This is a genomic window from Thiothrix winogradskyi (genome assembly GCF_021650935.1).
GTDB lineage: Bacteria > Pseudomonadota > Gammaproteobacteria > Thiotrichales > Thiotrichaceae > Thiothrix > Thiothrix winogradskyi.
In genome coordinates, this window is record NZ_CP091244.1 from 1,045,205 (window position 1) to 1,058,264 (window position 13,060).

Genomic DNA, 13,060 nt, shown 5'->3' on the forward strand with positions numbered 1-13,060 from the left:
TGCCTCTACGGGTGAGAAGTGAAAGGGTTTATGCACGGCTAACCGGCAATGCCTGTTTTCTGATGACAGGTTTTGCCTTATGGCCTTTGACGATGTTCCCTTGTTTGCTCAACCAGACGATGGCACCGGTAGGACACCGCTGGATGCTGACTTTGGAAGCCAGGGAATTCTTGCTGTAATCAATGGTTGCCAGGTTATCCCTGATCGTTATTAATCCCTCTGGGGAGTCGTTCACGCAACGCTCACAAGCATTGCAAGCCACTTCGCATTCGGCTTCCGCCTCCTCGCCGTGATGGAGATTTTTGCAAGCCACCCACAATTGGTGGCTGACGGGGTGCAGTTCAAATAGCTTTTTCGGGCAAACATCGACGCAATCGCCACAGGCGGTGCATTTGTCGGCATCGACCACCGGCAGGCCGTTTTTATCCATTGAAATCGCGCCGAATTCGCAGACATCGGCACAATCCGCCATGCCCAGGCAGCCCCACGTACAGGTTTTGCCGCCGCCGCCGACCATTGCCGCGCCCCGGCAGGAATGCAGCCCGGAATACACGGCGCGGGAATGGGCAACGTGATTGCCACCGGCGCACGCCAGCCGTGCCACGCGCTTTTCCTGATCACCCAAATCCACGCCGAGAAATTCGGCAATGGCAACATTGTTGGCGGGCGCGTTAACGGTGCATTGACCCGGTTTGACTTCGCCCGCAATCAGCTTTTCGGCGAAAATGCGGCAACCGGCTTCACCACATGCACCACAATTGGCATGGGGCAGGGCGGAATCCACTTCGTCGATGCGCGGGTCTTCGTAGACAAACAGGAAACGGTTAGCGATAGCCAGAATAACGGCGAGAGAAACCCCCAAGGCCAGCATGTAACCTAGGGCAACTACGGTGTCTGCGGAGAGAATACTGGCGTCAATCACGCTAAAATGTCCTATTGTGGGGAAATATGACATTTAAGTTACCCAAATTGGTGCGCCGCAATAGTGATCTATATCAACGTTTTTAATTGCATTGACAAGACAAAAGAGATAGATTAACTGGCTGAAATGGATAGATAGCCTAAATACTTTCTCTGCCGCTAAGAGCTGCTGCATGTTGTTACCTTCCTTTGCGCCGGGTGTTGTTGCCAGCGTTTGTTTGCTGGGCATGGCGCTGGGCAGTGTCCTGCATTTGTTGTTTCCCCTCCTTCCTTTGTGGCTCAGTGGCTTGTGCGGCTGGTTGGCGCTCGTCTTTATGCTATTGAGTGGGCAGCCGTTGCGAGCGTTTACCCAGTTTTTCCTGCTGGCGAGTGTGGGGGGAATACTGTTGCTGTGGGGTATGATGCGCGGTGGTGCTGTTTCCTTGCCTGATATTCTGCTGCAAAACAATGGCTTGCTGGTGATGTTGTATTGCGTTGGCTTCCTGCGCCTGATTGCGGCGGGGGACGATACGGCGCATGAATCCCTTCCCCACGGTAAAAAAGCTTTCCTGCAAACGTTGATGGGCGTGCACGTGTTGGGGGCAGTGATCAATATCTCAATCCTAGTGTTGATGGCGGAACGGTTGCGCGTCAGCGGGGCGCTGAACCGGCAGGCGGTGGTGGTGCTGAGCCGAGGTTTTTCGTTGGCGGCATTTTGGTCGCCATTTTTCGCGGCAATGGCGGTGGCGTTGACTTACGCGCCGGGGGCGCAATTGTATCCGGTGGTGCTGACGGGATTGGGGTTGATGCTGGTGGCGTTGCTGGTTAGTGTGCTGGAACTGGGGGGATGGCGGTTGCAACAAGTGGCGGATTTTCGTGGTTATCCGCTGCATTTTGGCAGTCTGGTCATTCCGCTATTGCTGGCAGTCAGTGTGCTAGTGTTGCATGAAGGCTTGCCTGCCGTGCCGGTGTTGATGGTGGTCAGCGTGACAGCGGTGCTGTTGACTGTGCTGTTTCTGTGGGTAAAGCGCCCGCAGGCGCTGTGGCAGCAACTGGCGGCGCATGTGCTGGGCAGTGGCTCGCGGATGGCGCGGGAGGTGTCGCTGTTTCTGGGGGCTGGGCTGCTGAGTATCGGGGTGCAGACCTTATCCGGGACGTTTGATTGGCAGCCGTTTGGTCATTTCGGCGCGGTGCAGGCTAGTCTGGCGCTGGCGGTCGCCATTTTGGTGGCGTTGACCGGGGTGCATCCGGTGGTTAGCGTGAGCGTGTTGGGTTCGTTGCTGACGCCGCTGCATGTTGATCCCAACATGCTGGCGGTGCTGTTCCTGTGTTTCTGGAGCCTTGGGGTGGTGGCAAGCCCGTTTTCCGGTCTTAACACCATTCTGCGCAGTCAGTTCGATGCCTCCGGGATGGATTTGTTCAAGGGCAATATCCGCTATGTGGTGCTGATGTGGGGCGTGGTTTCGCTGCTGTTTTTCTGGAAACTTCCCGTGTCGGGCATCAGTGCAACTTGATACGCGGGGTTGTTTTGCGGCGGATAAAACCCGACACGGTATCGAGTGCCACTTTCCAAAAGCCATGCAAGCCGAGTTGGTGCTTTTTGTAGAGCATGTTGTACATAAAGCGGGCAATATAGCCTTCCACAAACAATGTGCCTTTGGAAAGGTTCCCCATCAAGCCTCCTGCTGCCCAGTTTTCTCCCAAGGAAATCAGTGAGCCAAAGTCTTGGTAGTGGAAATCTTGCAGCGGTTTGCCTTCCACACGGTTGCGTAATTGCTTGGCAAGGTGCAGGGCTTGCTGGTGGGCGGCTTGGGCGCGTGGGGGAATTAACGTGCCGGGCGCTTTGCCTAGCCAAGGTGCTGCTGCACAGTCACCAAAGGCAAACACATTATCATCCAGTGTGGTTTGCAGGGTGGGTTTGACCAGCAATTGGTTGATATTGTTGATGGCGAGATTATCCATGTTTTGCAGGCAAACAAAGGAGCGGATACCCGCAGCCCATACCACCAATTCGGCGGGAATGAATTCGCCGGATGCCAGTTCCACGCCATCCGCTTTGACCCCAGCGACGCGGGCATCGGTGCGCACATTAATCTCCAGTTTCTGGAGGATACGCATGGCTTCGTCAGCAATGCGTTCAGGCAAGGCAGGCAGGATGCGTGGTGCGGCTTCGATCAGGTTGAGATTGACATCGCGGTCAGCATCCAAGCGTTCCAGACCGTAATCGACGAGTGTACGCACGCTTTTATGCAATTCGGCTGCCAATTCCACGCCGGTTGCTCCCGCACCAATAATGGCAACTTGTAACTGCCCCGGTTGCAGCGGCGCGGCTTGCGCATTGGCGCGGATGAAGGCATTCACCAGTTTGCGGTGAAAGCGTTCTGCCTGTTCAGCGGTATCCAGTTGAATCGCGTGTTCCGCCACACCGGGGATATTGAAATCGTGGGTACGACTGCCAATCGCCACCACCAAGGTGTCGTAAGGTAAGCTGCGCGGTGGGGTCACGGTTATGCCGTCTTCGTCAGTATGCGCGTCGATAAACACCAGACGTTGGCTGCGGTCAACGCCGGTCATTGCCCCAATGCGGTAGCGGAAGTGATGCCAGCGTGCTTGGGCGAGGTAGTCGATTTCGTGCAAGGTGTAATCCATGCTGCCGGAGGCGATTTCGTGCAGCATCGGTTTCCAAATATGGGTACGGTTTTTATCCACCAAGGTAATGTGGGCGCGTTGTTGCTTGCCCAAGGTTTTGCCTAACAAGGTTGCCAGTTCCAGCCCGCCAGCGCCGCCACCCACAATGACTATGCGGTGTAAGCCTTCACCTTCTGCGATATGCACGTGCATGATGTTCCATCCCTTAAGAAATATTGCAATGCAGCATAGCTTAACGGCGTTGGGTTGGCAAAAGGTTGCCGTGCAAGGCGATAGCTGCTTGCAGCAATGCCTGTTGCAAGCGGGGTTCGTGCATCCCATGCCCAGCATCGACCGAAATCAATTGGCTGTTGGGCAAGTGTTGCGCCAGTAACACCGCGCTGGCATAGCGGCATACATAATCGTGCAGACCATGCACCAGCATTACTGGCAGGGTACGCAAGGCTTCCAGTCCCTGCATCACCCCTTGCGCGGGCAAGAAAAATTGCTGGTAACAGTAATGGCTGTAAATGCGGGTGCTGTTGATGCGCGGCTGCCAAGTGCTGGCATCAGGGTTAAACACGGGGGCAGGCAACCCCATGACCGCGCATTCCCACGCATCCCATGCCAGTGCGTAACGGTATGCCTGTTCCGGGCGTATGCGCGGATTGTGAATATGCCGGTACAGGCTATTCAGCGGATTTTCACCCGCAGTGGGTTTCAACGTGTGCAATAAGGCGTGATACGCGGCGGGAAACTGTTGCGCAACCCCGTGCGACAAACTAAACCATTCCCAGTCGTCCTGACGTGCCAAAAATGCCCCACGCAATAGCAACGCACTGACTTGCGCGGGATATTGCTTGGCGTATTCCAATGCCAGTGTTGCCCCCCATGAACCGCCGTAAATCACCCAGCGCGTAATCCCCAAATGTTGGCGCAGGGCTTCCATGTCCAGCAGCAAATTGACAGGGTGATTCCCCAGCAAACCACCTTGCGGGGTCGATTGCCCACAACCGCGCTGGTCTAGTTGGATAATGCGGAAACCTTGCGGATACAACCATTGTGCCTGTGCCGGATGGCACGCCGAACCGGGGCCGCCATGCACAAACAACAGTGGAATTCCCGTCGGATTGCCGAACTCGGCGTAATGCAGCACATGACCGTGCGTGACCGGCAATTTCATAATTGTGCAGGGCGCTTTTCCAGCCGGGTTTCGCCGGAGAGTTGGAAAAAAGCATCCAGTAAGGTGCTGGTTTGCGTTTGGGCGATAAGTGCCGCAGGCGGAGCGTGTGCCAGTAATTTGCCTTTATGCATGACCAGCACTTGATCGGCGGCTTCTGCCTCGTCAATTAAGTGGGTGGCCCATAACACGCTTAAGCCTTGTTCACGGCACAAACGCTGCACATAGCTTAGCAAGGTGGCGCGGGAAGCGGGGTCAAGCCCGACGGTGGCTTCGTCCATTAATAGCAGTTTGGGTTCGGTAAGCAAGGCACGCGCCAGTTCCACCTTGCGGCGATTTCCCCCGCTGAGGTGGCGGCACGGGGTAGGGGAAACTTCAGCGATTTCCAATTGGGTTAAGGCAGCGTGACTGCGGGTGCGGATATTGGCTTTGTTCATGCCATGCAAGCGCCCGTAAAAATCCAGATTCGCTTGCACACTCAAATCCAAATCCAGCGCCGGTTGCTGGAAGACCACGCCCATTTGTGCCAAGGCTTGCGGTAACTCGTGGCGAATGCTGATACCGTTGAGGTGAATCTCACCCTGATCAGGCGCAAACAAGCCGGTAAGCAATTGGAATAAGGTGGATTTGCCCGCCCCATTCGGTCCTAAGAGCGCATGAAAGCCGCTGCCAAGCTGGAAACTCACCTGATTCACCGCGCACAGTTTGCCGTAGTGTTTGCTAACCGTCTGCACGGACAAGATAGGCGCTTCAGTCATGGTCAGTTTCCAGTGAGGTTAGAGCCGCTGAGCTTACAGGGTCAAAATCCAGTCGACCAATGTTTCTGCGTCTTTAGGGCTTAATGACGGGTTTGGCGGCATAAAGCGCATATTAACATCAGGCCATTTCTTTTCTTGGTTGACAGTACCCGCAATGACAGCTTCCACCAAAGTTTTTTTAGCATCGGCGTTCCCCTTGTAACGTTCCGCTACCGCATGGAAGCTGGGCGCAAGCGGGATGTAATGGCTGTCGACTTGTTGGTTGACACCGTGGCAGGCGATGCAGCCGTTTTGGGCGGCGAGGTTGATCATGCCTTCGTAGGTCACGACTTCTTCACTGACCTCATCTTGCTTAATGGTCAGAATCCATTCGGCTAACTGGGTGGCTTCTTCCGGGGAAACATTCACATTGGGGGGCATGAAGCGCATATTGACGCTGCCTTCCCAATCCTGTTTGGTATCTATCGTTCCCTTGAGGATGCGTTGTGACAGGAAGCCCACGGCATCTTTCTGATCTTTGAAACGTGCTGCAATATCCGCGTAAGCAGGCGCTAAGGGAATCGCAGGGCCAGTTTTCGCTTGCACCGAGTGGCAAATAAAACAGCCTTGTTTGGTCGCCATTTCCAACATGGTTCCGTCAGCGTGTACGGTACTGGTCATGCCGACCAATGCAGCCAATGCTACCATTTTCAAATACTTCATTGTCGTTCTCCACGAATGCCAATCTAACAAAATATGCCTATGATTCTAGGGGGAATGGGGTTGGGAAAAGGTTGGCAATGTCAGCACCCCGGAGAGCAAGGCTGGGTATTCTTGCAATAGCGTTACCTGTAACGGTTGCAACGCGCTGGTAGCCAAGGGGCGCGGGCGTGGTAATGGCACACGGTAATCCAAAATCACGCGGGCGGGGCGTGCGGATAGGAATATCACACGATCTGCCAGCAACAAGGCTTCATTCAAACTGTGGGTCACGAATAGCACGGTCGGGGCGTTTTCTGCCCAGAGTGTTAACAGCAATTGGCGTAACTCTTGCGCGGTGGGTTCATCGAGGGATTGAAACGGTTCATCCATCAGCAATAAGCTGGGTTGGGTGACGAAGGCACGTACCAACGCCACGCGCCGTTTCATGCCGCCGGATAATTGTTTGGGGAAACTGTCACGAAAATCCTGCAAATCGAGTTGCTGTAACAAGGTGTCCATGCGTGTAAAGCGGGCGCTATCGGTTTGGTATTGCGGCGCATCCAGCACCAGCCGAATATTGTCCGCCACACTTAGCCAAGGCATTAAGCGTGGTTCTTGGAACATAAAGCTCAGGGTGGCTTGCGGCGGGTAAGCAATCTGCCCCACAAAATCCTGATCCAACCCGGCAATGATATTCAGCAAGGTGCTTTTGCCTGTGCCTGAGGGGCCGACCAAGGCGATGAATTCGCCGCGTTCCGCCGTTAGGTGCAAATCTTGCAGCGCACACACACCGTTCGGGTAGGTTTTGTGCGGGATATTGATGGATAAACTCATGCTCGCCACCGATTGACGCGCTGTTCCAAGGGGCGCAATAGCAGCGTTTCCAGCGTCAAGATAATCAGCACAAACGCCAGCGTGTACGCCAAAATGCCGGTAATGTCGAAAAAGTGGAAATAATTACCCAATTGAAAGCCTACGCCATTGCTACGCCCCAGCAATTCCACCACCAGCACAATTTTCCAGATCAGTGCCAAGCCGTTACGCGCCGCGCCGAATAAATAGGGGTAAAGCTGCGGCAGATAGACCTTGCGGAAGGTTTGCCAGCGTGACAAGCGGTAGACTTGCGCCACTTGCAGTAAATCCTGGTCGATGGCACGCGCCCCTTCGCGTATTGCCACCACCACGGTCGGAATTTTATTGATGGTGACGGCTAAGATAGCGGCTACTTCCCCCAAACCCAGCCAGATGTAACACAAAATAATGGTGACGAGTGCCGGAATATTCAGCCCCAAAATCAGCAGCACATCCAGCCAGTTATTCCATAATGGGCGGCTGCCCATGAGGATACCGAGCGCCACCCCGATCAGCATCGCGAGGGTAAAACTCACCGCGATTCGCCCCAAAGTTGCGCCCAAGTGAAACAGCAGTTCACCCTGGAAAAGCGCTTGCCACAAGGTTTCCAGCACGGCTGACGGCGCGGGCAGGGAACGGCTTTCCAACAGCATGGCGAGTAATTGCCAGACCAGCACCAAACCTAGCAATACCCAAACGCGCAGGAAACGTTGCGTCATGGTTTGGCGGTGCAGTCGGGCAAGTTAAACCCTGCCCAGAACACGCCTTTGTCCAAGGCGGTGGCTTTGCCCACCAGTTTTTCACCGCCAATTTCTGCCAAAATGCGGAAGGTGTCGGTGGCAGCTTGCTTTTCCTTGTCGCCAAAACAGGCGGGAATGCCAGCGCGGAAACCGTCACGCAGGGCGGTAAATACCGCATCATCCTCAGCTTTCATGCGCGGGCGTAGGCGTTCCCATTCGGCATTGTCGCTTTGCATTTTCTGCTTGGCGGCGTAGGAGGCTTTGAGGAAACCGTTGACGCTGGCGGCGTGTTCTTGCGCCCATTTTTCGCTGAATACCCAGCCGATCAGTGGCAGGTCGCGTTGGATACCCAAGCCTTCCAGCGTATCGGGGACGGTGATGATGCTGCGCATTCCGGCGGCTTTGAGGCGGGCGGCGTAGTTCCAGAAATTCAGCACCGCATCCAGATCGCCGCGTTGCATTAGCTCATTCAGCAAGGGGGGCGCGGCGTATTGCGGTTCGGTTTCTGCCTGCAAATCCAGCTTCTGGGTTTGCTGGGCAACGGCGCGTAACAGCAACCAGCTTTTGTCGGAAGCGCCGCCTGCCACACCGAGCTTTTTGCCTTTGAGGTCAGCCAGCGTCTTGATGGGGCTGTCGGCTTTGACCAGCAATTCGCCGACCGCGTTGGAATAGGGGAATAGGGTGTAATCCTGACCGGCAGCGCGTTGGCGGGCAACCCATACCCAGTCGGAGACGATCATGTCGACCGCGCCACCTTGCAGCGCTACGGTGGAAGCATCGGCGGAAGCCAGCCGCACGACTTCGAGTTCAATCCCTTGTTGTTCGGCGAGTTTGTGGGTTTGGATGACATCCATTTCCCAGTTGACAGTACCGAATTCCAGCACGCCGACGCGGACTTTTTCCAGCGCAAACGTGGGGGAAATCAGCCCTGCGAGCAAACCCAAGACAGCGACACAGCGTACCCAGCAACGACGGTATGAACCCGACATAATGTCCTCCTCCACGATGACATGAATGCTTCTTGATACCGTAAAGTGGGGGGGGAATGCTACCAACTTTTTACCAACCTGCGATAGGAGTGTTGTTCTTGGTACCAAACATCGTAAGTAGGTTTCAGAATATGTTTTGATATGTACTGAATAGCTGGGACACACACTGCATCGCCCATCGCAAAATATCCCTTGTTGGCGTTATTCGGCATCCAGAAACTGTCACGGACACCCTGTAAACGTGCATATTCCCTTGGCGTCATCAGACGAGCTTTCCAGCTACCGTGACCAATTTGCACCAGTATTTGCTTGCTTGATCCCCCTCTGGGGGTACGTAAACAGCCTGCAATCCCATCCGATCTCAATTCTGCCATGGATTGACCGTTACGCATCCGACGGTAAACTGTGCCGTAAAAGTAGTCCGGCTCATTGAGCTTTTCCTTGATAACAACCCGATGTCCTGTACTCATCTGACTAAACAGATAGTGCTGTTTTTCGGTATCCCACCACAAAGGTGAGTCTTCCGCTACTTGCTCAACAATGTCAGAAAGTTTGAGTGCTGTTTTCTTAGGTACTGGTATGTCAAACAAGCCCCAATTCAGGTCAGGGTTGCTTTGAATCAAGTCTCGTAATTTAGTTGAGCGCAGTTGAGGATTTTGGTGAAAATGATTCCACCAAGTGTCCAGAATACTTTTTTTGGCTTTAAGTTTCATGACCTGTTTAGCTAGGGTGTTTTCAACTGCAACAACAAATACTCTAGGTCGGCTTTGAGGTGTGAATATCACGGCATCAATCTCAATGATGTCGACGGTATATCCCAATATATTCAGGGTCTTAACCGTGTTTCTGATGTCTTTCCCCTGATGCGAGGTCAGAAAGCCTTTGACGTTTTCAAGTAAAACGATAGGGGGATGAGTGTTGCGCTGTTTCTTTTGTGCCAGGATGTCCAGTAATGCACTGAGAGTACCTGATTCTTTCCCTGCGAGACCTGCCCGGTCGCCAGCCACTGAAAGGTCAGTACAAGGAAACGATGCCGTATACAGGAAAACATTATCCGGTATTTGCTCAGGTAGCTTGGCAATATTCCAAATGTCATCCAGAACAAAATCGTTATCACCAAAATTTGCGATGTAAGTCTCCTTCTTGTCTTGGGCAATGTCATTGGCCCAAGCGCATGACCAGCCATCATCTGCCAGTCCCTCACGCACCAAGCCAACGCCAGCAAAAAATTCCGCAAATCTCATCATGAAATAAACCTGTTCAAGGTATCAATGATCGTGTCGTTTCGTTCAACCAAAGCACCCTCGCGAATTTCCAGTACCAGTATGCCGTTCGTCCTCACGAATCCTGCTGGAATACTGCGACGGAACCGTTGCCTGCGTTGAGCACTAGGAACGGAGGTGTCATAGTTTTGCAGATACTCTGGTTTCCATTGGTTGAAGTAGCTTGCTAAGTCTTTCCCCGCCATGACTTTAACGATCACATCAACGTAAGTTTCAGAGTATGCACAAAACAGGTGGTTGATTTGTGCATCTTCATCCAGCTTATGGGTTCCAGTGTTGAGATGGTACTGATATTCGTATGAAGCTCCCATTTTAGCCGACTTGATTTCCCAACCAGATAAATCAGCCCCCGTATTGCCTGTACTGGATCGCCCCGTTAGGATGGCACCGAACAGTTCCCAAATCACTGATGGAACTGAACCTGTTACCTTTAGGTTATGCGCCTTAAGCAAGCTAATTTTTTCAGCATCAAGGATGTGCTTCTGATAGAACTGGAATGTTTCATCAATACGGTTCATGGAGCTTCTCCCTTTGATGGGAAAAGTTCATGTGGCTGGCAGTTCAGTGCTGTTATCAACCGGTAAATATTAATGAGGCTGACGTTGCGATGCCCTCTTTCAACTGAACTAATATACGTTCGATCAAGGTCGGTTAGCTCAGCAAGTTTTTCTTGGCTAAACCCTTTTTGCGCTCTTATTTGTTGGACTTTCGTACCAAAAAAAGTTAGTAACTCTTTGTCCTGCATGATTAAGTTTTACATGGTGAAAGCCTAATCTTTTACTTTTGTAGACTATGAGTCTATGGACTATAAGTCACATATGCTGGGCGATTTTACACAACCTAATACGCGCCGGATTAAATCCTTGTCAGTTTGAAAATCAATCAATCATCCTCTCCACCACATCGACAACGGCACGGCAAACAGCTTTTCCCCAAACGGCACAAGCTCGCGCCCGCTATACAACACAATCCCACGCCGGAACAGCGTCGGTTCGGTTTCCTGCAAATGCCGCAAGCCTTTGAAGTCTTTGCTATCCACCGTGGCACTGGCTTTGACCTCAATGCCAGTAATATCGCCCGCCCGATTTTCGAGGATGAAATCGACCTCTATATCGCTTTGGGTGCGGTAGTGCCACAAGGCCAAACGCTGTTGAGAAAAAGCGAGATATTTCAGCAATTCACCCAATACGAAGGTTTCGACCAAGCCACCGGGTAAGCCGCTTTCGACACCCATGCGCCCTGCTGTCCAGTTGGCGAGGTGGGCAAGCAAACCCGTGTCCGGCACGAATACCTTGGGGGCTTTGACCAGTCGCTTACCCGGATTACGCTCCCATGACGGCAGGCGATACACCAGAAACAGCATTTCCAGCAACGTAAAATAACGTTTGAGCGTGGTTTGAGTCAGGTTGCTGGTACGTGACAATTCCGCAAAATTCAGCAGGTTGGCACTGCGGTTTGCCAATAGTTGCAACAGATTGGGGATTTCGGTCAGTTGTTCCACCCGCGCCAGCTCGCGCACATCGCGGTACAGGATCGCTTGCAAGTAGTTGTCGAACCACGCCGCCCGCCGCCGTTCGCTGCGACGTGTCACCGCTTCGGGGAAACCGCCCGTTACCAGCTTGTCGATCAGTTGGGCGCGTTCACAGGGCGGGATAGGCGTTGCATCCAGCTTGCCATCAAACAGCCAATCCGCCAGATTGGTGGTGGCATCACCGGCCAGTTCGGCGCTCGACAACGGCCACAGCGACAACACTTCCATACGCCCTGCGAGTGAATCGGCAATATCCGGCAACAGCATCACGTTTGCCGAACCCGTCAGCAGGAAACGCCCCGGCTTGCGGTCACGGTCAACCGCTGCTTTGATGGCGAGGAACAAGGCTGGGGCGCGTTGCACTTCATCCAATGCCACTGCGCCATTGATGCCTGCAATGAATCCGGCGGGGTCGCCAGTAGCGGCGGCGAGTGTGGCGTGATCATCCAGCGTGAAATAACGCCGTCCCTCATTGGCAGCGAATGCCTGAATCAGGGTGCTTTTGCCCGTTTGACGTGCGCCATTAAGCAACACAACGGGGGTGTCAGCGAGTGCTTCTTGTAGCAAGGGGGTGATGTGGCGTGTATACATGTCGCTATTTTAGATCATGTATATCTGCCATTCAATAGCTGAAAATCATCCACTTGATGGACGATTTTACATGCAATCAAGCCTGCCGCGCCTTCTTCACCATCCCCCGCTGCGGGTCATAGCCCCACACTGCCAGCAGGAAAAATACGATTAAAGCGCCCAATACGACCAGTGAGGAGAGGAGGTTGAACTGACCGTAAAGGGCAAAGCGGATCATTTCCACCGCATGGGTGAACGGATTCAATTGCGCGAGTTGATGCACAATGGTTGCGCCCGATTCCTGCAATTTCCACAGCGGGTAGAGTGCGGTAGAAATAAAAAACATCGGGAAAATCACAAAATTCATGGTTCCGGCGAAATTTTCCAATTGGCGGATCGACACCGACAGCAGCAAGCCCAATGCCCCCAGCATTAACCCCGCCAGAATCAGCGGTGGCAACGCATACAGCCATCCTGACCACGGAATATCCACCTTAAACACGGCGCACAACGCCAGAAACGCATACGCTTGCAACACCGATAGCACCGTGCCCGCCACCAGCTTACTGAATAGCAAAAACCAGCGCGGTTGCGGTGCAATCAGCAATAAGCGCATTAAGCCCATTTCGCGGTCATAGACCATTGCCAGCGACGATTGCATCCCATTGAATAACAACACCATTCCCAGCAAACCGGGGACGACGTAGACCTGATATTCGATATAGGTTTCGTAAGGCGGGATAATCGACACCCCGAAAATGTTCTGGAATCCGGCGGCGAATACCACCAGCCACAAGGCTGGACGCACCAATGCCGACAGCAAGCGCCCGCGCTGATGCCAGAATTTAACCGTTTCGCGTTGGCTGATTGCCAGCAGTGCGGGCAAACGTCGCGTGTGTGCCATAACCTCCTCCCCGATGGTTAGCTGTGTCTTGATACCGCAAATAG

14 protein-coding genes are annotated in these 13,060 nt (G+C 53.4%); 1 reads left to right on the plus strand and 13 read right to left on the minus strand.

Annotated elements, in window-relative coordinates; genetic code table 11:
- Positions 1-28 precede the first annotated feature (28 nt).
- On the minus strand, positions 29-922 hold the full coding sequence (locus tag L2Y54_RS05350) for an RnfABCDGE type electron transport complex subunit B (RefSeq protein WP_236500758.1): 894 nt from the start codon (positions 920-922) through the stop codon (positions 29-31).
- A 172-nt stretch (positions 923-1,094) separates the two neighbouring features.
- Here L2Y54_RS05350 and L2Y54_RS05355 point away from each other — a divergent pair, with 172 nt between their 5' ends.
- Entirely contained in the window at positions 1,095-2,414 is a 1,320-nt protein-coding gene (locus tag L2Y54_RS05355; protein ID WP_236500759.1) for a hypothetical protein, read from the plus strand.
- On the opposite strand, the gene L2Y54_RS05360 is transcribed toward L2Y54_RS05355, so the two are convergent.
- The 12 genes from L2Y54_RS05360 to L2Y54_RS05410 form a co-directional block, all read right to left on the minus strand.
- On the minus strand, positions 2,401-3,741 hold the full coding sequence (locus L2Y54_RS05360; protein WP_236500760.1) for an NAD(P)/FAD-dependent oxidoreductase: 1,341 nt from the start codon (positions 3,739-3,741) through the stop codon (positions 2,401-2,403). The genes L2Y54_RS05355 and L2Y54_RS05360 overlap by 14 nt on opposite strands.
- A 40-nt stretch (positions 3,742-3,781) precedes the next feature.
- Positions 3,782-4,711, minus strand: a complete 930-nt coding sequence (locus L2Y54_RS05365) for an alpha/beta fold hydrolase (RefSeq protein ID WP_236500762.1) — start codon at positions 4,709-4,711, stop codon at positions 3,782-3,784.
- Positions 4,708-5,466: an ATP-binding cassette domain-containing protein gene (locus tag L2Y54_RS05370; protein WP_236500764.1), complete on the minus strand. Its 759-nt coding sequence runs from the start codon at positions 5,464-5,466 to the stop codon at positions 4,708-4,710. The genes L2Y54_RS05365 and L2Y54_RS05370 overlap by 4 nt, the downstream gene beginning before the upstream one ends.
- A 33-nt stretch (positions 5,467-5,499) precedes the next feature.
- A complete protein-coding gene (locus L2Y54_RS05375) occupies positions 5,500-6,168 on the minus strand; it encodes a c-type cytochrome (protein ID WP_236500765.1) in 669 nt (222 codons plus the stop codon).
- Between the two features lie 45 nt (positions 6,169-6,213).
- Positions 6,214-6,981 (minus strand): ABC transporter ATP-binding protein, encoded by a 768-nt coding sequence (locus L2Y54_RS05380; RefSeq protein WP_236500766.1) that lies wholly within the window; start codon positions 6,979-6,981, stop codon positions 6,214-6,216.
- Positions 6,978-7,718, minus strand: coding sequence for an ABC transporter permease (locus L2Y54_RS05385; protein ID WP_236500767.1), 741 nt, complete (start codon positions 7,716-7,718; stop codon positions 6,978-6,980). Before L2Y54_RS05385 ends, L2Y54_RS05380 begins: the two co-directional genes overlap by 4 nt.
- Complete coding sequence (locus tag L2Y54_RS05390) at positions 7,715-8,728, minus strand: ABC transporter substrate-binding protein (RefSeq protein ID WP_236500768.1); 1,014 nt, start codon at positions 8,726-8,728, stop codon at positions 7,715-7,717. Before L2Y54_RS05390 ends, L2Y54_RS05385 begins: the two co-directional genes overlap by 4 nt.
- 59 nt (positions 8,729-8,787) lie before the next feature.
- Positions 8,788-9,975: a DNA cytosine methyltransferase gene (locus L2Y54_RS05395; RefSeq protein ID WP_236500769.1), complete on the minus strand. Its 1,188-nt coding sequence runs from the start codon at positions 9,973-9,975 to the stop codon at positions 8,788-8,790.
- Positions 9,972-10,529, minus strand: coding sequence for a hypothetical protein (locus tag L2Y54_RS05400; protein ID WP_236500770.1), 558 nt, complete (start codon positions 10,527-10,529; stop codon positions 9,972-9,974). The genes L2Y54_RS05395 and L2Y54_RS05400 overlap by 4 nt, the downstream gene beginning before the upstream one ends.
- On the minus strand, positions 10,526-10,756 hold the full coding sequence (locus tag L2Y54_RS21745; RefSeq protein WP_311196225.1) for a helix-turn-helix domain-containing protein: 231 nt from the start codon (positions 10,754-10,756) through the stop codon (positions 10,526-10,528). The genes L2Y54_RS05400 and L2Y54_RS21745 overlap by 4 nt, the downstream gene beginning before the upstream one ends.
- A gap of 141 nt (positions 10,757-10,897) precedes the next feature.
- Positions 10,898-12,133, minus strand: a complete 1,236-nt coding sequence (locus L2Y54_RS05405) for an ATP-binding protein (protein ID WP_236500771.1) — start codon at positions 12,131-12,133, stop codon at positions 10,898-10,900.
- 76 nt (positions 12,134-12,209) lie between these two features.
- Entirely contained in the window at positions 12,210-13,016 is an 807-nt protein-coding gene (locus L2Y54_RS05410) for an ABC transporter permease (RefSeq protein ID WP_236500773.1), read from the minus strand.
- Positions 13,017-13,060 lie beyond the last annotated feature (44 nt).